The sequence below is a fragment of the Bacillus gaemokensis genome (assembly GCF_001590835.1).
Classification (GTDB): Bacteria; Bacillota; Bacilli; order Bacillales; family Bacillaceae_G; genus Bacillus_A; species Bacillus_A gaemokensis.
In genome coordinates this window covers 237,163-255,227 of record NZ_LTAQ01000056.1, presented here as the reverse complement: position 1 = coordinate 255,227, position 18,065 = coordinate 237,163, and the positions used below count along the sequence as shown (strand labels likewise).

20 protein-coding genes, 4 pseudogenes, 1 riboswitch and 1 other annotated feature are annotated in these 18,065 nt (G+C 34.6%); of the genes and pseudogenes, 11 read left to right on the top strand and 13 right to left on the bottom strand.

Annotated features, from left to right (window positions below; all coding sequences use genetic code 11):
• Positions 1-19 precede the first annotated feature (19 nt).
• From AZF08_RS24465 to AZF08_RS24450, 4 genes are all read right to left on the bottom strand, one after another.
• Positions 20-715, bottom strand: a complete 696-nt coding sequence (locus AZF08_RS24465) for a YjjG family noncanonical pyrimidine nucleotidase (RefSeq protein ID WP_033675898.1) — start codon at positions 713-715, stop codon at positions 20-22.
• Between the two features lie 274 nt (positions 716-989).
• On the bottom strand, positions 990-2,012 hold the full coding sequence (locus AZF08_RS24460; protein ID WP_033675900.1) for a tyrosine-protein phosphatase: 1,023 nt from the start codon (positions 2,010-2,012) through the stop codon (positions 990-992).
• Positions 2,013-2,181: 169 nt separating this feature from the next.
• Positions 2,182-3,015 carry a hypothetical protein gene (locus tag AZF08_RS24455; protein WP_033675902.1) on the bottom strand — a complete coding sequence of 278 codons (834 nt, stop codon included), beginning with the start codon at positions 3,013-3,015 and terminating at the stop codon, positions 2,182-2,184.
• 42 nt (positions 3,016-3,057) lie between these two features.
• Positions 3,058-3,810, bottom strand: coding sequence for a GNAT family N-acetyltransferase (locus AZF08_RS24450; RefSeq protein WP_033675905.1), 753 nt, complete (start codon positions 3,808-3,810; stop codon positions 3,058-3,060).
• Positions 3,811-3,943: 133 nt separating this feature from the next.
• On the opposite strand from AZF08_RS24450, the gene AZF08_RS24445 reads away from it, so the two are divergent.
• The 4 genes and pseudogenes from AZF08_RS24445 to AZF08_RS29340 all read left to right on the top strand — a co-directional run.
• Positions 3,944-4,783 carry a DUF2785 domain-containing protein gene (locus AZF08_RS24445; RefSeq protein ID WP_033675907.1) on the top strand — a complete coding sequence of 280 codons (840 nt, stop codon included), beginning with the start codon at positions 3,944-3,946 and terminating at the stop codon, positions 4,781-4,783.
• A gap of 21 nt (positions 4,784-4,804) precedes the next feature.
• Complete coding sequence (locus tag AZF08_RS24440; protein ID WP_033675909.1) at positions 4,805-5,023, top strand: hypothetical protein; 219 nt, start codon at positions 4,805-4,807, stop codon at positions 5,021-5,023.
• A 114-nt stretch (positions 5,024-5,137) separates the two neighbouring features.
• A complete protein-coding gene (locus AZF08_RS24435; RefSeq protein ID WP_033675911.1) occupies positions 5,138-5,605 on the top strand; it encodes an NUDIX hydrolase in 468 nt (155 codons plus the stop codon).
• A gap of 14 nt (positions 5,606-5,619) precedes the next feature.
• A pseudogene (locus tag AZF08_RS29340) lies at positions 5,620-5,763 on the top strand (CGNR zinc finger domain-containing protein); the annotation flags it as partial.
• On the opposite strand, the gene AZF08_RS24430 reads toward AZF08_RS29340, so the two are convergent.
• The gene (locus AZF08_RS24430; protein ID WP_033675913.1) at positions 5,719-6,717 is read right to left on the bottom strand and encodes a tryptophan--tRNA ligase; all 999 of its coding nucleotides are present in this window, start codon (positions 6,715-6,717) and stop codon (positions 5,719-5,721) included. The pseudogene AZF08_RS29340 and the gene AZF08_RS24430 overlap by 45 nt on opposite strands.
• A gap of 42 nt (positions 6,718-6,759) precedes the next feature.
• Positions 6,760-6,970 (bottom strand) — a binding site (T-box leader).
• 140 nt (positions 6,971-7,110) lie between these two features.
• Between AZF08_RS24430 and AZF08_RS24425 the strand changes: the two genes are divergently transcribed.
• Positions 7,111-8,265 carry a 1-deoxy-D-xylulose-5-phosphate reductoisomerase gene (locus AZF08_RS24425; RefSeq protein ID WP_033675914.1) on the top strand — a complete coding sequence of 385 codons (1,155 nt, stop codon included), beginning with the start codon at positions 7,111-7,113 and terminating at the stop codon, positions 8,263-8,265.
• A 41-nt stretch (positions 8,266-8,306) separates the two neighbouring features.
• Here the strand turns inward: AZF08_RS24425 and AZF08_RS24420 are convergent, their stop codons facing one another.
• Positions 8,307-9,428, bottom strand: a complete 1,122-nt coding sequence (locus tag AZF08_RS24420) for an AI-2E family transporter (protein ID WP_033675916.1) — start codon at positions 9,426-9,428, stop codon at positions 8,307-8,309.
• A gap of 109 nt (positions 9,429-9,537) precedes the next feature.
• Positions 9,538-9,732: a hypothetical protein gene (locus tag AZF08_RS24415; RefSeq protein ID WP_051725828.1), complete on the bottom strand. Its 195-nt coding sequence runs from the start codon at positions 9,730-9,732 to the stop codon at positions 9,538-9,540.
• A 205-nt stretch (positions 9,733-9,937) separates the two neighbouring features.
• Here AZF08_RS24415 and AZF08_RS24410 point away from each other — a divergent pair, with 205 nt between their 5' ends.
• Together AZF08_RS24410 and AZF08_RS30945 are read left to right on the top strand one after the other, a co-directional pair.
• Positions 9,938-10,399 carry a GNAT family N-acetyltransferase gene (locus tag AZF08_RS24410; protein ID WP_033675918.1) on the top strand — a complete coding sequence of 154 codons (462 nt, stop codon included), beginning with the start codon at positions 9,938-9,940 and terminating at the stop codon, positions 10,397-10,399.
• Positions 10,400-10,437: 38 nt separating this feature from the next.
• A riboswitch (cyclic di-AMP (ydaO/yuaA leader) is annotated at positions 10,438-10,581 on the top strand.
• Between the two features lie 99 nt (positions 10,582-10,680).
• The gene (locus AZF08_RS30945; protein ID WP_063177394.1) at positions 10,681-10,824 is read left to right on the top strand and encodes a hypothetical protein; all 144 of its coding nucleotides are present in this window, start codon (positions 10,681-10,683) and stop codon (positions 10,822-10,824) included.
• 107 nt (positions 10,825-10,931) lie between these two features.
• Here the strand turns inward: AZF08_RS30945 and tsaA are convergent, their stop codons facing one another.
• From tsaA to AZF08_RS24395, 3 genes and pseudogenes are all read right to left on the bottom strand, one after another.
• Positions 10,932-11,390 (bottom strand): tRNA (N6-threonylcarbamoyladenosine(37)-N6)-methyltransferase TrmO, encoded by a 459-nt coding sequence (tsaA, locus tag AZF08_RS24400; RefSeq protein WP_033675920.1) that lies wholly within the window; start codon positions 11,388-11,390, stop codon positions 10,932-10,934.
• A gap of 29 nt (positions 11,391-11,419) precedes the next feature.
• Positions 11,420-11,621: pseudogene (locus AZF08_RS29335) on the bottom strand (class I SAM-dependent methyltransferase); the annotation flags it as partial.
• A gap of 55 nt (positions 11,622-11,676) precedes the next feature.
• The gene (locus tag AZF08_RS24395) at positions 11,677-12,237 is read right to left on the bottom strand and encodes a CGNR zinc finger domain-containing protein (protein ID WP_033675922.1); all 561 of its coding nucleotides are present in this window, start codon (positions 12,235-12,237) and stop codon (positions 11,677-11,679) included.
• 99 nt (positions 12,238-12,336) lie between these two features.
• On the opposite strand from AZF08_RS24395, the gene AZF08_RS24390 reads away from it, so the two are divergent.
• The 4 genes and pseudogenes from AZF08_RS24390 to AZF08_RS24375 all read left to right on the top strand — a co-directional run bounded on the left by AZF08_RS24390 (position 12,337) and on the right by AZF08_RS24375 (position 14,874).
• On the top strand, positions 12,337-13,521 hold the full coding sequence (locus AZF08_RS24390) for an MDR family MFS transporter (RefSeq protein ID WP_033675925.1): 1,185 nt from the start codon (positions 12,337-12,339) through the stop codon (positions 13,519-13,521).
• Positions 13,522-13,718: 197 nt separating this feature from the next.
• The gene (locus AZF08_RS24385) at positions 13,719-13,925 is read left to right on the top strand and encodes a helix-turn-helix transcriptional regulator (RefSeq protein WP_017151702.1); all 207 of its coding nucleotides are present in this window, start codon (positions 13,719-13,721) and stop codon (positions 13,923-13,925) included.
• A 6-nt stretch (positions 13,926-13,931) separates the two neighbouring features.
• A pseudogene (locus tag AZF08_RS24380) lies at positions 13,932-14,365 on the top strand (hypothetical protein).
• Positions 14,366-14,393: 28 nt separating this feature from the next.
• Positions 14,394-14,874, top strand: a pseudogene (locus AZF08_RS24375) (small multi-drug export protein).
• Positions 14,875-15,070: 196 nt separating this feature from the next.
• Here AZF08_RS24375 and AZF08_RS24370 read toward each other — a convergent pair.
• From AZF08_RS24370 to AZF08_RS24360, 3 genes are all read right to left on the bottom strand, one after another.
• On the bottom strand, positions 15,071-16,594 hold the full coding sequence (locus AZF08_RS24370) for a malate:quinone oxidoreductase (RefSeq protein ID WP_265182916.1): 1,524 nt from the start codon (positions 16,592-16,594) through the stop codon (positions 15,071-15,073).
• Between the two features lie 283 nt (positions 16,595-16,877).
• On the bottom strand, positions 16,878-17,423 hold the full coding sequence (locus AZF08_RS24365) for a DUF2179 domain-containing protein (protein ID WP_033675934.1): 546 nt from the start codon (positions 17,421-17,423) through the stop codon (positions 16,878-16,880).
• A 180-nt stretch (positions 17,424-17,603) separates the two neighbouring features.
• Entirely contained in the window at positions 17,604-18,014 is a 411-nt protein-coding gene (locus AZF08_RS24360) for an ATP synthase subunit I (RefSeq protein ID WP_033675936.1), read from the bottom strand.
• Positions 18,015-18,065 lie beyond the last annotated feature (51 nt).

The following is an 18,065-nucleotide window of genomic DNA, read 5'->3' as shown; positions in this document are numbered from 1 at the left end:
ATAATTTATTCAAAACTTCTCAGTTCCCTGTCTTTCCTACAATCCTTATAATATCGGTTAGCTCACGGATTTCATACGTCGGTTTAATTCCTATATTATTTTCCTTACAATACGGATTAAACCAGCAAGTATCAATCCCGCAATTTATTCCACCTTGAATATCAGAGGTTAAAGAATCACCCACAATCAACACTTTAGCTTTATCAGTAATCTGCAGCTTGGAAAATGCATATTCGAAAATCCTCTGTTCAGGCTTCTGAAACCCAGTTTCTTCAGAAATAATAATATGCTCAAAAGTATTGCGGAGAGGAGATCCCTCGATTCTAGATTTCTGTACATCCGTGAATCCATTTGTTATAATAGCCAACCTACAATCGGCAAGATCGTTACACACTTCTACAGCTCCAGGTATAAGATGTATCTCTTTTCCTAAATATCCAAGATAAACACTGTTAAATGTATTCGCATCGATTTCAAGCTTATGCGCAAGGAATAACTTTCTAAATCTTTCTACGCCTAATTCTGATAGAGTAATAATCCCCTGCTCCAAGTCCCTCCATAATAGCTTACTAATCTCCTTGTAGCTCACTTCATAATCACCCAATCCCAGTGGAGATCCGAACTCTACAAAAGCTTTATATAGTGCATTTTTTTCCGAAATACTGAAGTCGAACAACGTGTCGTCAACATCGAATAATATGATTTTGTATTTCATAGGTACCTCCATTGCTCATTACCAATCCATATTGAACACTTATTCCAAATTTTGTTCATACTAACATCCATGAATTCTCTTGAATCTTTTCTACTATATAATATGTAACCTAGATCTAACCTTGAAAATCCAACTATTTGAGGGAATTGTGCAACTTCCCTATCCCATTTAGAAGCTTAATAAAACAATCCTGTATCAGATACATAATATAGGATTGTTCATCAAACCTTCTACAAATAAGCAAACTTAATTGCAAAAAAGCGCTATTTATATATTACTTTTCTTCTAATAACATTGTTTTCATATTTTCTAACTGCTCTTTTGTAAAACCGAGGCCCTTTTCAGCATACATTTCTATACTTCCATATTTGTGGATGATTTCATCAATTGCTGCCTGTAAATACTCCGCGCGAGCTTCAAACATAGCTCCTAGTATTTCTTTACTTTCCTCATTTTGTAGTTTCGCCCCTAAAAAGGCCATCATTTTTTGATTTAGCTTTTCACGGAAGCCATTACTTAATAAATAGTCCTCCATGATTGTTTCTTCCGAGACACCAAGAAGTAGTAATAACAGAGCAGAACCAAATCCTGTTCGATCTTTCCCAGCTGTACAATGATTAACAAGCGGTAAATTCTCTGGATCTTGAGCGAGCTGTAAAAAGCGTACAAACGCTTCATTTCCTGTTACAAAATCTCTATTCATGTTAACTAAATATTCACCTGGTTTTCCAAGCATTGATAAATCACCAACTTGGAAAAACTCATTAATATTTAAATCTTTTGCAAGATCTTGCATGACTGGTAAACAAACTTGACGAGCACCATCAATGCTCGGGTTTGGTTTATGCTTTACTTCAAAGTCCGTTCGGTAATCACATATCAGTTTCAAACCCGTTTGTTGTAAATAATCAACATCCCATTCTGTAAGTCCTGCTAATTCCTCGGAACGATATAGTTTCCCCCACTTTACTCTACGACCATCTGTTGTTTCGTAACCACCTAGATCTCGGAAATTAAACGCACCTTGTAATGGCAACTTTCTTTCTGCTACTGTAACTACTTGTCCATTACTTCCTACTAATCGAAAATAAGGACGTACATTCACGCTTGGATTTTCTATTGTACATGACGATTCCCCTGATACTTTTAATAGAAACGTACCATTTTCCTCAATATGCTCTGAAGATATGCTCCAATAAATACTGACTTCCTCTACTCCATCTTCCCACTGTATATGTAACATATGATCTGGCGTTTGTTCCACACTTGCTTGTAGCCAAATTCTTTGTTGCTCCATTTTTCCACCAACACTTCCTCTATATTGTCCGCATATATGTACGATGACCTTTTTATTGTATTACAATTCAGCTGTTTATGTCGTTACTATATTTATTTCGTTACTGACGAAAATCCTTATCATTCTTAACATCTTCACTTCATGACGTTCTCTTATCCACTCTTTAAAACTAAGAGAACATCTTTCTGACCTGAGCAAATGTTGTACATGGATTCCCACGAAACACATAAGCTACTTGTTCATCTCCCAAATCTTGATATACGACTGTTCCTCTTTGAGGATGCGAATAATACTCTAACCCATTGATTATTTGTTTCGTACTATAGTTTCTAGTCCATGAAGATGAGGGATAGTAGGCATTTCTGGTATGACGACAGGCCCAAATTGTATATAAATGCTCTTTTTCATCCCAATACACATATTGTATTTCATTATTTCCAAAACCAACCGATTCAAGCTTCCAAGCCGCTATTATGTCAATTGGCAAATCAGGAAATTCTATTTCATTTGAGGAATACCACTGACTGCATCTACTGATTTCACCGCCACTTTGTACTCTCGTTTGAAAGCTTAGCTGATGAAATGGTGTATTGATTTGTTGCTTTGCTTTCTCTACATCCAGTGGTTGCAATCCTTCTAAAAACTGCTCCATTTCTTGTTGGCCTATGAATCCTTCATCAATTGAAATCTCAACTTGTGTCTTCCATTTAGACATAACAAAGTTATCTTTCCCTTTATAATTTAACCCTCTCCAGTATATAAGTCCATTATATTGAAAACAGTCCCCTTGCGCATGGTGAATACAACTGTCTGAAAATGTCGGCTCCATTATATCTAGAAAAAATTCTTTTACTCGAAACCTTCCTGTTGGCGTAATTACCTGAAACCAAAGCGTCTCCCATTTTTCTCCCTCTTGACGATTTGAAACACTTTCAACATGCCATTCATCAAATAATAATGATGGATAAAGCCGTATCAACTGGCTGAACTTTTGTTTCAACATACTCCTCCCCTCCCTCTTACATATTTCGAGGGATCTTCATATTTATCCTTGCTTTACAGCTTTTGTATATCGTTCAATACAACTTAATTGTTGGTATGCATTCTGTTCAAAAATGGATTTCATCCATTCGTTTTCCCTATCTGTCGTACCTATATAATAAGCAGCTCCTATTTCTTTTAAGATATACATTGCTTTCTCAAGTAATTTCGATTCATATCCTTTTCCTCGCATACTTGGGACGATTCCAAAGTGAAATAGTTTTCCTTCTTCAAGCGTTCCAGGTTCTATATATGGGATTATAATTCCTATTGGTTCTTTATCTAACAGTGCAATTAAGCAATGTTCCTTCCATCGATCTCCCATCTCTTTCTGCATCATGGATTTGCACACTTCAAATGGCATAGAACCTTTTATCTCAGTTGCGTTTTTTATTGTTTCATTCCAAACTTCTCTGAAGCTCTCTTCTCCTATTTCTTCTATCGTTGTCAAATCAAACAAATCATCTGTTTCAACTACAGAAAATATGTCCTTAAATACTACTATCCTTTCACTGCTATATATAAATCCGTTTTCCTGAAAACAAGTTTGATAAGTATTATAGTTTGGACTTTGTGACGAAATTTCAAAATATAGATTTTCCAAACCTCTTTTTCTTGCTTCCTTTATGAAGTATTCTACGATATCTCTAATTTGCTGCGGTTTGAGTAAAATCGCGTTATTTTCTTCTATTGTTATAGAAGATGACGCTCCTCTTTGAATTTTAAAATTATTTTCTAATCGCCTTATCATATTCATATTTTCCCCTTATCTATCTCAACTGTTTTAATACTTCAAATTCAATATGAACTCCTTGCACAAGCAGGATTGCCCTTGAATATATAGAATACTAGAAAATATCGTATGATTAAAGTACAGAGGAGGTACACCTTTGGATATCATTACCTTGCAACAAGAATTAGAGCTCATTCAGCAAAATGATTATACGCAAATGCAGCATATCGATATAAATGAGTTAACACTTAACATGCTCCAACATATCGGGACGACAGATAGCTATGTTCGTAATCAACTCATATATGAATGTTTTTCACATTTTATTCATAATGAATTCATTTCCTATGATCAGCTAGAATTATTGTTAACTACTTGCCTAAGTAATGAGTACTTATATTTTGACATTGCTTCTTCACAGACAGACGGGGTTTTTATCCGTTCCGGTACAGCGTCATTAATTGCTTTAATCATTCAATTCGATAACTCTCACTCCTTTTTGTCACCAGAAACAATTCAGGAAACGAAAGAAAAACTCATTAAATATATGAACTTAGAAGTGGATTTTCGGGGACATGTTGAAAATACAGGCTGGGCTCATAGTGTTGTACATGTTTCCGATGCCTTTAATGAGCTCGTTCACAATCCAAAAGTTACCTGTATTTGCTATGAAGAAATCACTCATTGCTTATTAAATAAAATATTCATTTATTCTACTGTATATCACAATAATGAAGATGAAAGAATTATCACTCCCCTTTTATCTATGCTGTATCATGATTTTCCAAAAGAGCGATTCTTTTCGATTCTTTATAAAAAAATGCAACGATTACCACAATTTAGAAAAAAACTTTCTCTTCATGAATATTGTATTTTATGTGCAAATATAAAAACTTTTTTACGCACATTATTTTTTAGAACAAAAGAAGATCCTAATCTTACCACCATCTCAAATCGAACCGAAAGACTGTTAAGAGAATTACCAAAATATTACTAACCCAAAAGGAGTTCCCAGCAAATGACTGACCAATTTATAAAAAATGCAATTGAATCGCATCATTGGGATTATCCCATACAAGCTATTCCAAAAGATGTAGAGTATGTCAACAATAAAGATGTGATCATGATTAAAAATAAAAATGTACCAAACATACAAACAAATAAAGTCATTCGTTTTACCAACCATGCTTCTTTAGAATCTGTACTTTCATTTTTTGAAGACCTTCCATTCTCTTAGTGGGTTCCCCTTCAGCAACTAAATTTAATAGAAATGATTAAAAAGAATGGTTTTAAAGAATATGAAACGTATTTACAATTCGCTCAAAATATAGATTCATAAGGAGAAAAGAAAATGGGATATATCGAAGACATGCGGGAACTCGTAGGTAATCGTCCACTTATACTAATTGGTTCACACGTTATTATTTTAAATAACTATAATGAAATACTACTTCAACTGCGCGCAGATTTTAATATTTGGGGAATTATTGGTGGGGCTCTTGAATATAACGAAACTTTAGAAGACGCTGCAAAACGAGAGGTGTTTGAAGAAACTGGACTGATTGTAAAAGACTTAGAACTCTTTCATACCTTTTCTGGACCAGATTTGTTTCAAGTATATCCAAATGGTGATCAAGTATATGGTGTCATGGTTGTTTATATTTGCCGAAATTATGAAGGAGCCTTGCAAGGTGACCCTAACGAATCAAAAGAATTACGTTTCTTCCCATTACATACACTACCATATAATGTTGGCACCGTACCTAAAATGATTATTAATCAATTTCAACAGGTAGAGGCAATGAAAATAAGTAAATAGCAGATAAAAGACTTCTTGATAAAACAGGGCGCCGAAAATGGTGTTCTATGAAAATATGTGGCAATCGAAATAAAGTCACGAAGCATGTTAAAAACAGAAAAATAAGGGAACACTTATCGTTCCCTCTCATATCCAACCCGCTTTTTAATTGTCGCTAAATTCACCTTCGCAATTTCTCTAGCGCGCTCCGCACCTTTTTCTAATGCCTCATACAATAAGTGTGGTTCATTTATATACCTTTTATACTTTTCTCTCGGTCCTTCTAATTCACGGTTCACAACACGAAATAGTTCCTTTTTCACTTCCCCCCAACCGATTCCTTCTTCATACTGTTTCCGCATTATTCGCACTTCTTCCTCTACTGCAAATTCTTTATAGATCATAAATAATGTTTCAGGTTCTTTTGGCTCATCGGGTAATGAAGAATTAGTTTTAATTTTAAATATTAGCTTTTTCAGCTTTTCAGGTTCTGCAAATAGCGGAATTTCATTTCCATAACTTTTGCTCATCTTTCGTCCATCAAGACCAAGTAAAATGGCTCCCTCTTCTTGTATGACATACTCAGGAAGTGTAAAGGTTTCTCCAAATGTGTTATTAAAGTACGTTGCAATGTCACGAGCAATTTCAATATGTTGAATTTGATCTTTCCCAACAGGAACATGGCTAGACTGGAATAATAATATATCAGCCGCCATTAAAATCGGATACGTATATAATCCCATATTCACACCCGTATCAATTTCAGCTCCAACTTCTTTATTTAGCTCTACTTTCGCTTTATATGCATGAGCACGATTCATAAGCCCTTTCGGAGTCAGACAAGCTAAAATCCATGCTAATTCTAGAATTTCTGGAACTTCCGTTTGTCTATAAAAGATAACATCTTCTCCAAGCTCTAACGATAACCACGTTGCAGCTACCTCTTTTGTATACGCACAAAACAGCTTAGGATCTTGCACAGCGTTTAATGCATGATAGTCAGCTATAAAATATAGTGCTTTTCCGTCTTTATGTTTAGACATTTTTAATGCCGGTTTGATTGCTCCAATATAGTTTCCTAAATGCGGATAACCAGTTGGCTTAATTCCTGTTAACATTATTTTCTCACTCACACTAATTCCTCCTTTCTAAAAACAAAAGAGCCCCTCATCCTAAAAAAGGACGAGGGGCTCCCGCGGTACCACCTTTATTAGCTACAATTATAGCTCACTTAACACTTCTTTAACGTGAAGTAAAACGTCTTAGCCTACTTATTTCAGCTAGAAGCTCCAGAGTCCATTCCATATTTATCCCTTACTGATTCCCACCAACCATCAGCTCTCTGTAAAGTTCTAAATATGTACTCTTCTCTATCATCACTTTTTGTTTATTTCTTACATTTTATCACATTTATTTTTCTGATAAACATAAATTTTCTGTTTTATGAAACAGGCAGGAATTTCACTTTTTTTGTCTAATTCTATATAGGTTTGCAGAAATAATAATACATCTTTGGAGGATTTTTTATGGTAAAGTATATTTCAATTTTAGGTTCAACTGGTTCAATTGGTACATCTGCATTAGATGTAGTCGCTAGTTATCCTGAACATTTCAAAATTATTGGTTTAACAGCAAATCATAATATCGATCTTCTTGAAAAACAAATACAAACATTTCAGCCTCGCATTGTAAGCGTGGGTACAAAAGAATTAGCAGCTATCCTTCGAAAACGAATTTCTACTGATACAAAAATTACATATGGAAAAGACGGTTTAATTGAAGTCGCTACTCATCCTGATTCTAATCTTGTATTAACTTCTGTTGTCGGCGTTTCCGGTCTCCTTCCGACAATTGAAGCATTAAAAGCGAAAAAAGATATCGCCATCGCCAACAAAGAAACGTTAGTTGCTGCTGGACACATTGTGACGGAACTTGCTAAACAAAACGGCTGTCGCTTAATTCCAGTGGATAGTGAGCACTCTGCTATTTTTCAATGTTTAAACGGAGAAAATAATAAAGAAATTGAAAAACTTATCGTTACAGCTTCCGGCGGTGCATTTCGAGATATGACGCGCGAAGAAATGGCTATTTTACAAGCTAAAGATGCTTTGAAACATCCAAATTGGTTAATGGGAGCAAAGTTAACCATTGATTCTGCTACACTAATGAATAAAGGTTTTGAAGTGATGGAAGCACGTTGGTTATTTGATATCCCTTACGAAAAAATTGATGTTCTGATTCATAAAGAAAGCATTATTCATTCTTTAGTTGAATTTATAGATGGATCAATTATGGCACAACTTGGCGCTCCTGACATGAGAATGCCCATTCAATATGCATTCCATTATCCAACTAGATTACCATCCAACTATAAAAAATTAAATCTATTAGAAGTCGGTAGCTTACATTTTGAAAAACCAGATTTAAAGAAATTCCCTTGTTTACATTATGCTTATGAGTCTGGAAAGATTGGTGGCACAGCGCCTGCAGTCTTAAATGCAGCAAATGAAATTGCTAATGCGTTATATTTACAAAATGAAATTTCATTCTTTGATATTGAAAAAACAATTTATTCTACACTTGAAGCACATCATAACATCACGAATCCATCTTTAGAAACAGTGTTAGAAGTCGATCGTTGGGCTCGTGAATATGCAAACGAATTATTAATTAGAAAATAAAAAAGAGCTAAAATAGAAAAATTCTGTTTTAGCTCTCCTTTTCACGTGTTCAGTTTAATAAATCTATAGCTATGTGTAACAAGTACTTTTAATATCGCATATCCTGGAATCGCTAAGATGATACCCATAATTCCAAATAAATTTCCTGCTGTTAAAATAATAAAGATAATTGTAATTGGGTGAATATCTAATTTTTTTCCCATTACTTGCGGTGAAATAAATTTACCTTCCGCTAATTGTACAATCACCATCACAATAATTACCTTTAAGATCATTGCTGGTGAGTCAACAAATGCAATAATTAAAGCAGGTAGAATGGCGATAATTGGTCCAACATACGGTACAACATTTACAATCATTGCTAAAATAGCAAGCAATACAGCATATTTAATTCCAATTATGACATAACCGATTAATAGCATAATGCCGATAAACAAGCTGACAATAATCTGTCCTCTAATATACGAACTAATTGCATAGTGCATATCATCTAATATAAGTTTAGCAGAAGGCTGGCGTTGCTCTGAAATAAATCTCAAAAAGTGTTTCGGTAATTGTTCGCCATCTTTTAAAAGATAGAATAATATAAAAGGAACCATTACAAATGTAAGTACTACCTCTGTAAGTGTACTTAAAAATCCAGTTACATTCCCTGTCACTGATGACAATGAGTTAGTAAAATTCATTGTGTAATCTTTTACAATACTACCTACATCAATATTTAAACTCTCTTGAATTTTTCCAATGATATTACTTTCCCCAAACCTACGCGCTGCCCTTTCAATCTCATGACCGAAATACGGTAAGTTATCTATTAAGGCGTTTACTTGATCTTTAATAACTGGAATAACAGTTACAACAAGAAAAACAAACAAGCCAATTACAAGTATATATATAGAAGCAATTGAAACGATTCGCGAAACACCTTTTCTTTCTAAAAGCAAAACGAATGGATGTAAAATATAAAATAGGACACCTGCTAATAAAACTGGAAAAAAGATTGTTTTTAAAAAGACAATAAATGGCGTGAATACAAAGGATATTTTCGTTAATAATAATATATTCACAAATAGCAAAGTAAATCCGAGTAACACCGCTAAATAATTTTGTTCTTTAAAAAACTTTTTAAATTTGTCTCTTTTTCTTAAATTTCCTTTCTCCAAAAACATCACCTCTCTAAGGATAAAAAGCCCTCTAAAAGGGCTTTTGTTAAACAATTAGTAATCATCTCTATTTACATGCAGCTTTTACTACAAAAGATACAATTAGAACCTATACAATTTCCCCTAATAATGCTGGCACAATATGAATGCCACCAAACGCCGGTCCCCATACTCCAAATAACTTACCACCTAGCCAAGCACCTAGTAAACCAGCGATACTATTACCAAACATACCAGCAGAAAAATCTTCACCTGTGATAGCACCTATAATAGCACCAACTAAAAATGTGATAATCCATCCCATTTCTAGTCTTCTATTATTAAAAAGGAGATTTACTATATATCACGAAATTTATGTACATACATTGTATCCAAATAATCTAAAATTTGTCAAACTAAATAGGGATTATTGTATATTAAAATACCTTTTATCTAAGTTCATTATGTTCACAATACATACCCAATAATAAAATTTAACCTATCCCCTTTTGACGAAAGGAGTCCAGCTAATGATCTATAAAATTCCTCACACTTCTCTTGAAATAGCATCAGCTATTTTGGCTATCCAAATTCCAGCCTATCAAGTTGAAGCAACGTACATTAATAGTAAAGCAATCCCTCGCCTATATGATACTGCAGAAGATATTCAAAATTGTAATGAAATATTTTATGGCTATTTCTTTGAAAATAAACTACTAGGTTTTATTTCGTTTGTAAATGAGAAATCTATTATTGATATTCACCGACTCGTTATATCACCAGATTATTTTCATAAAGGAATTGCAACAAAATTACTAGCTTATTTATTTAACATATTTCCTGCCACGCAAAAATATATTGTACAAACAGGTAAAGCAAATACCCCTGCCCTTTCTTTATATAAAAAAAACGGGTTTATGGAAGTAAAAGATATTCTCTTACCTGATGGACTCATTCTTACACAATTAGAAAAGACAGAAAAAACAAAATAATTTGACTTATTTTCCAAGTTATGTTATCTTATTTTTTATAAAACCTTTTGCTGAATCCATTTTTTGGAACGGGGGAACCATTTATGTAGCCTATGCTACTTGGGGCGAATCTTTTTCAAGTAGGGAAACTCTCACTTCCCGAGTCCGACAGCTAACCTCGTAAGCGTAACGGGAGAGGAAGGTGCTTTTCACCTATGTTATACAATATCCCTCCTTAACTATAAAGTATATGGAATCGATATCACCAGAAACCTATATTTATAGAAAAGGAGACTTGTACAATGTTACGTTTATCAGATCATGAAGTAAAAATGATGGAACAACGCCTTCGATTAGAACAACAACGTACGTATCAAGCGAACAAAGTTGTAGATAGTTTACATCACAAATATTTTTTTCAGCATATTTTTCAGCCAAAAAGATGAAGTAAATTACGCATGTAAGATAATTTATACGTACAGTATGACTAAACATGAAAAAAGCTTTGCTATTACTGCAAAGCTTTTTTCTATTACATTTTTTCTTACCAACATTAAAAATAATTTTTCATTAATTCACCCATCCAACTTGGAACACGAACATTGTTCCTTACATCAAATTCAGCGATATACGGTTTTATATCTAAAATAGCTGTGTGATTATTCGCATCTAATCCTTTTACTGTAATAACATTACCTTCAATTGACAATATTTCAACAGTAGTGATTCCAAGTGGATTTGGACGATACTTTGTCCTTTGCGCAAAACATCCCTTTTCATCAAAGTCACTTAATCCTCTTGGTTTTCTAACCCATGATTTGCTACCCTCTTCTTTAAAATCATCCATAAAAAAAATAATAATAGCATGAGAATATTCCTCTAGACCAGTTAATCCCTCAATATATTCTGGATATACTCGAATATTAGAAATAACATTTCCCCAATTGCTATACACTTTTTCATGAATATCAGACTGTACCTCACCAATTGCTATCATATTAATATTACTCACTACTAACACCATCTTCTTTATATAGTAACTTATTTTCTTGCCTTAATAATTAAAGTTGTCAGCACTCTTCTTGCTTTATGCAGAGAATAATATTTTACAGAAGGTTCCGTTTGTTGTTCATTAAAGTCACTAGATGGTTCACCCTCTACTATTCTTTCAATTGTACATCCAGCCATTTATGTATGTGCTCAACTTTCTCTTATACAGCACCGCTTGTACATCTTCCCCCTTTTCTCTCACTTATTTTTCAAACTGCATTTCTTCATCTCACATGTTCCTCTGAAGGTTATATCATATACCCCGAACTCCCTTTTCTCTTCGCGCGATAATTTTTCACTTTTGCAATCGTACCACACGCTCTCCCTTCTTTACCTCCAGCATACATACCGCACCAACGTTTACTTCCATTACGAGAATGATCATAAAAGACCCAGCGGCAATCTGGACATGCTTTTAACCTTCCCCATTGTTTTTGATCAATAGCCACTAAAATAATTTGTAACATCATCGTATACAAATTCCGTTCTCCAATCGGTTCATATGTAACAGAATCCATACTTTCTGTAACACACACTCGAAATGGATACTTTTCCAGCCATTCTTGTAGTGTTCCTTGCTCTTCAACTGCGAAACGAATTTCATCTCTAAATCGTCTCAGCTTGTCCAACGTACCAAAAGAAACTTTCTCATCAAAATGTTCTCTCATAAATTGAAGTACATCATCTATCGTATTAAGCTCGTCTACCTGCTTTCTCGTGTCATTTGGAATTCTCCATGTATTTAAAAAATCTCTTATCGTTTCTAATTTTCCCGGTGCTTCCTGAGTGTGCTTCAAATACACCACCATCTTTCTAAAATTTACTTTTTTCTGACTTTATGTATAATTATAATATAAAATAGTTAACCAGTAAAAACTTTTAATGGTTACAATCTAGGGGGAAATTCTATGAACAACTTTTCAATGCCTATACGTTTTATACTTATTTCATCATTTTTTATGGCATTTGGATACTTTGCTGTCTATGCTTTTCTAGCTATTTATTTATCTAGTTTTTTACACTTTTCCGCTGTAAAAGTGGGAACAATTTTAACGATTATGACAATTACATCGCGAGTTATTCCTTTATTTTCTGGTATAATCGCAGACAAAGTAGGCTACATGATTATGATGACGTCTGGTTTGCTATTGAGAGGAATTGGTTTTATTGGTTTAGGAATATTTTCTGAGTTTCATACTATTTCAATTTCCGCTTCACTAATTGGATGTGGAACTGCCTTTTATGAACCAGCTGCTCGTGCTATATTTGGCTCGCAACCAGCTTCTATCCGAAAAGATTTATTTACATACTTAAATCTTGCTTTTAATGGTGGTGCTATTATTGGTCCAATTGCAGGCGGACTTTTACTTATGTGGAACCCCTTGTATCCATTCTTATTCACTGGATTACTTATGCTGATCTTTTCCATTTTTCTTTACCTTCTTAGATCTCACTTCCGTATTTCTACGGCCAATGTACAGCTCTTATCTGGATTAAAAGCCGTTTTTGAAAATAAGCAATTTTTCTCTTTCTCATTCATCATGATTTTCTTTTACATTATGTTTACTCAGCTTACTGTCGCGCTTCCTCTTCATATGACCAACATCAGTCATAGTTCTAAGTTAGGTGGACTTGTTATTACAATGAATGCTATTACAGGTGTTTTATTTATGATTGTATTTAGGAAAATCTTTCACAGATACAATACACTGTCGATTATAAAATTCGGGGTTCTATTAATGGGAATTTCCTTTTTACTAATCCCCGTATCTCAACATCCCTATTGGTTATTTGTGTGCGTTATTCTATTTACAATTGGCGAGACACTTGTATTACCGAATGCTGATATCGCAATTTCTGATTATAGTAACGAATCCTATACAGCCACATATTTTGGATGTTATCAATTATCTCTTGCAGCCGGATTTATGATTGGAAACTACACAGGAACTTGGTTTACAGCGTATATGCAAGGTATATATATACCTTGGTTCATTTTTGGTGCAATGGGTGTTACTGGTTTTGTTTTGCTTCATATTTTAAAAAATATGAAGCAAAAACAAGAAAAAGAAATGATTCATTCAGGATTATAAACGTATATAATGCAATGAAAAGCACCGTCCAGTCTATTAAACGGTGCTTTTCATAAACTAAACAACGCCATTTTAGTTATAGATGGTGTTATTTATGTTCTCTTTAGCAATTATTCATTACAAAATGCAAATGATTGTTTACATTTTGTTGGCAATATTTCACAATGATAGTGATTGAAAATGAGAGAAGGGAAATTATGATGCTTGAAAACAGAGTTAGAGAATTACGGGCACGATTTAGGTGGACTCAGCAAGACTTGGCCGATGCGATTGGAGTGACAAGGCAGACAATCGGATTAATTGAAAAAGGTGATTATTCTCCATCTGTCACTATGGCATTAAAAATAGCTGCTGCGTTTCATGTTACCGTAGAAGATGTTTTTTATTTAAAAGGAAAGGAATGAATGATTATGATGAAACATATTTTGAAGCCTCCGCTTATAGGAGCGAGCTCATTTGTATTGATCATTGCATTTTTACTGTTTTCTCTTATGAACACACAGGTCGTTCTGGCTAGATTGTGTTTTGGGATTTTGGTAATGTTTACTTTTTTGTGGTTCATTCTCGCAAAGCTTTATAACCGAAAGAATCCTGATGATAAGATTAGATTATTTAGATTTACACCATCCGAATTTCGTGAAATAGATGAAGGTCAACAATGGGTACCTATAAGGCTTGCAGAAACGTGTATATTTACTATAGCTTTGCACTTCCAGTAACGGCAGGAATTTGCTTCCTCTTTTCTCATAATATTTTCGCTCCATTAATGTGCATTGGTGTACTAGGTGTAGGTCAATACATTGTCTATTGGTTAACTACTATTCGTGTTTTAAATCGTATTTAATCTGAACAAAAAAAGGAGGTGAAACAGTATGTTGGAATGGGCTCAAAATGCAGGTGTATTATGGCAATATTTCGTTTTGTTTCTGTTAGCCTTTGCTCCATGGATGGATGTATCAATCGTTGTACCACTCGGTATCGCATGGGGGTTACAACCATTTACAGTAGGAGTGACGGCATTTGCAGGGAATCTTATCTTGGTTCTATTACTGGGCTTCTTCTTTAAGCAGTATGCGAACTGGCAAGCAGCAAGAAAGTTAAAAAAAGGTATAACAACACCTTCTAAAAAAGAGACCAGATCAAGACGAATATGGGAACGATACGGTATTCCAGGTTTGGCTCTGCTAGCTCCAATTCTCGTAGGAACTGACTGATATTGCAGCCGTATTAGCTTTAACATTTGGATCTAACCGGACACACGTCATAAGTTGGATGACGGTCAGTCTAGCAGTATGGACAGTCATTTTTGCAGTTGCTTCGATGTATGGATTTAGCTTTTTAAATATTATTTAGGATAACAGGAAGATTTTATGTAATATAAAAGGTAGTGTAGTGCTTTGAGAAAAAAGACCAATTCCTTTACGAAAAATAATCCCTACTTTTTAAAGAAAAGTAGGGAAGTATTTATTCTTAATAGACCTAGAAAAATGAATAAATATTTATTGCTTAAACTTTTTCATTAAATATCTTTGTTTCTACATCCAAAGAATTAACTATAAACCAGTTCTTTTTCGCTTAGATCCAGTGCCTGCGCTGTTGAAGTATAAATTTCTTGGAAAAGCTCTCGGTTTTCCACTAGTGACACGCCATAAGAAGGAATCATTTCTTTTATTTTCGGTTCCCACTCTTTCATATGTTGTGGGAAGCATTTTTCTAATACCTCAAGCATAACGTGAACAGCGGTAGAAGCACCCGGAGAAGCGCCTAGCAATGCAGCTATCGAGCCATCAGTAGCACTAACAACTTCTGTACCAAATTGAAGTGTTCCTTTACCGCCGGCATCAGTATCTTTGATAACTTGCACACGTTGACCCGCTACCACTATATCCCAATCCTCGCTTTTGGCGTTTGGAATAAACTCGCGTAATTCTTCCATGCGCTTTTCATTCGATAACATAACTTGCTGGATCAGATATTTCGTCAATGCCATCTCTTTTACGCCTGCCGCCAACATAGTGAAGACATTATTCGGTTTTACGGAACCTATCAAATCAAAATTCGAACCCGTTTTTAAGAACTTTGGTGAGAAGCCGGCAAACGGTCCAAACAGCAATGTTTTTTTGTTGTCGATATATCTTGTATCAAGATGCGGAACAGACATTGGAGGAGCACCAACCTTAGCTTTACCGTATACTTTTCCATGATGCTGCGCTACAACTTCCGGATTGTTACATACCATAAATAGTCCGCTTACCGGGAACCCTCCAATATGTTTTGACTCAGGAATACCGGTTTTTTGTAGTAAAGGCAGACTTCCGCCCCCACCGCCGATAAAGACGAATTTTGCAGTATGGTATTCGATTTTACCGCTATCGATATCATGCACTTTCACTTCCCATGATCCGTCGCTAGTACGTTTAATATCCTGGACACTATGCTTGCAGTTTATATCGACCTTTTTACTCTGTAAGTGGTCAAATAACATGCGTGTTAAAGCACCGAAGTTGACATCCGTTCCAGAGTCGATTTTTGTTGCCGCTATCGGTTCATTCGATTTACGGCCTTCCATGATAAGCGGAATCCACTCCTTCAGTTTTTCAGGGTCATCGGAAAATTCCATCCCTTGAAACAGTAGATTGTTTGAAAGCGCTTCAAAACGTTTTTTCAAAAACGTTACATTTTTTTCCCCTTGTACCAAACTCATATGAGGTATTGGCATGATAAAGTCCTGCGGATTACGAATCAGATTACTGTTTACAAGATAAGACCAAAACTGTCTTGAAAGCTGAAACTGTTCATTAATTTTTATAGCTTTGCTAATATCTATAGATCCGTCAGATTTTTCGGATGTATAGTTAAGCTCGCACAGTGCAGAATGGCCCGTACCCGCATTATTCCATTCGTTAGAGCTTTCTTCACCTGCATTTGCGAGTTTCTCAAACACTTTGATTTCCCATTCAGGTGCTAACTCTTTCAGTAATGATCCCAAAGTCGCGCTCATGATTCCAGCACCAATTAAGATAACGTCTGTTTTTTGCTGCATGTTGCTCATGATAATCTCTCCATCCCCTATATTAGCAAAAAAGAGTAGGCGCTTCTGCTTAGATGTCACAAAAAGCAAAGCGTCACCTATTCCCCAAATACCTTTTCTGCCTCAATTATAACCATATCATAGTCTATTATAATAATTAATAGACTAAAATATCTAGTATTATCTGATAATTATTTATAGACTAAAATATATAGTATTATCTGACAATTAACAAGAAGCTTGTCCACAAGGCTTTAGGACACACAATAACCAAGGCCTTAACAGAAAAATAAAAAGGAAAAGCTGTTTTCAGCTTCTCCCTTCTTTATGATGCATGATCTTTTTTTTTCATTAATGCTCGTTTTTTCATAGCCTTTGTTAAATATCCACCTTTAAAGGAACGAATTTCATACGACGACATAAATGCTTTTGGCGCAATTCTATTAATAATCTCTAAAAGATCTTTCTCACGCGATCGTTTCGCAACAATATCTAAACGATATCGAATAGAATTTATCCCTTCTCCTTCAAAAACAGTTACTCCAAATCCTGAATGTCTTAATTCATCAACTAATTCATTACAACGGTCTAGTAAACTAACTTGGTACGTAATATATCCAATTGCCAATTTATTTTCTATATAACCACCTAGTAAAAGTCCAGCACTAAAGCCAATGACATAGGCTACAATGTTCATCCAATTTGATAAGTCTTGAAATACAATCCCTAAACTCACAATATAGATTGCACCTTCTAATAATCCCACACCCGCAGCGGATCTTGTTTGGTTCTTTACAAGCAAAATCGTCCGGATTGTTAAGATTGGAACATAAATAATTTGTAATACAAAAATAAGTAGTGCTTGCAACATTTTCATCCACCTCTTTCAAAAAGTCTTTTGTCATAATAACATATATCTCCTTTAGAAAGCGATGGGTTTTCTAAATTTTTTTAAGTTTTTCATGAAAAATAAATAAGAAATCCATAATAGATAAAATAGCTATATATATCTATATAAAAAAAGAGCCGTTTCCGGCTCTTTTTTACGCTATTATTTCGAATCCTGAGCAATCTTTTTCCTTTGTTCCTCTTCTTCTTTAACCAATTGCATATTTGCATACGCTAAATTCGCAATCATTAAAAAGTGGCCTCCTAAAATCCCCGTACCAAATGCCCACATTTCCATTTCATGCTCGATTTCATACATGATGATTGCACCTAATATAGCAGCTGCAAAACGATTTAAAACTCCAATACCAGGAACTTTCTCCTTAAGTACAATACTCCTTCCAATCTTTTCAACTCGACGAGCTAATAACCAAAGGCAATACGCACTTACAGCTAATCCAATGCCAAATCCTGTTACTTGTTTCGAAAACGGAGTAACACCCCACATAAGTAGTAAACCACTAAAAATTGTATACAATTGTAGTCGATATACACGTAAAGCTACTTGAATCAAAATATCCGCTCCTAATTTCAAGTTTTACTTTGAGTTAGAAAGAAAGCAGCA

Bases quoted from the DNA above. Each gene is read 5' to 3' on its own strand.
- AZF08_RS24410 (WP_033675918.1), top strand. From the start codon at position 9,938: ATGATCTATAAAATTCCTCACACTTCTCTTGAAATAGCATCAGCTATT.
- AZF08_RS24425 (WP_033675914.1), top strand. From the start codon at position 7,111: ATGGTAAAGTATATTTCAATTTTAGGTTCAACTGGTTCAATTGGTACA.
- AZF08_RS24440 (WP_033675909.1), top strand. From the start codon at position 4,805: ATGACTGACCAATTTATAAAAAATGCAATTGAATCGCATCATTGGGAT.
- AZF08_RS30945 (WP_063177394.1), top strand. From the start codon at position 10,681: ATGTTACGTTTATCAGATCATGAAGTAAAAATGATGGAACAACGCCTT.
- AZF08_RS24435 (WP_033675911.1), top strand. From the start codon at position 5,138: ATGGGATATATCGAAGACATGCGGGAACTCGTAGGTAATCGTCCACTT.
- AZF08_RS24365 (WP_033675934.1), bottom strand. From the start codon at position 17,423: ATGTTGCAAGCACTACTTATTTTTGTATTACAAATTATTTATGTTCCA.
- AZF08_RS24395 (WP_033675922.1), bottom strand. From the start codon at position 12,237: ATGGTGGTGTATTTGAAGCACACTCAGGAAGCACCGGGAAAATTAGAA.
- AZF08_RS24460 (WP_033675900.1), bottom strand. From the start codon at position 2,012: ATGGAGCAACAAAGAATTTGGCTACAAGCAAGTGTGGAACAAACGCCA.
- AZF08_RS24450 (WP_033675905.1), bottom strand. From the start codon at position 3,810: ATGAATATGATAAGGCGATTAGAAAATAATTTTAAAATTCAAAGAGGA.
- AZF08_RS24455 (WP_033675902.1), bottom strand. From the start codon at position 3,015: ATGTTGAAACAAAAGTTCAGCCAGTTGATACGGCTTTATCCATCATTA.
- AZF08_RS24390 (WP_033675925.1), top strand. From the start codon at position 12,337: ATGAACAACTTTTCAATGCCTATACGTTTTATACTTATTTCATCATTT.
- AZF08_RS24465 (WP_033675898.1), bottom strand. From the start codon at position 715: ATGAAATACAAAATCATATTATTCGATGTTGACGACACGTTGTTCGAC.
- AZF08_RS24415 (WP_051725828.1), bottom strand. From the start codon at position 9,732: ATGGGATGGATTATCACATTTTTAGTTGGTGCTATTATAGGTGCTATC.
- AZF08_RS24385 (WP_017151702.1), top strand. From the start codon at position 13,719: ATGATGCTTGAAAACAGAGTTAGAGAATTACGGGCACGATTTAGGTGG.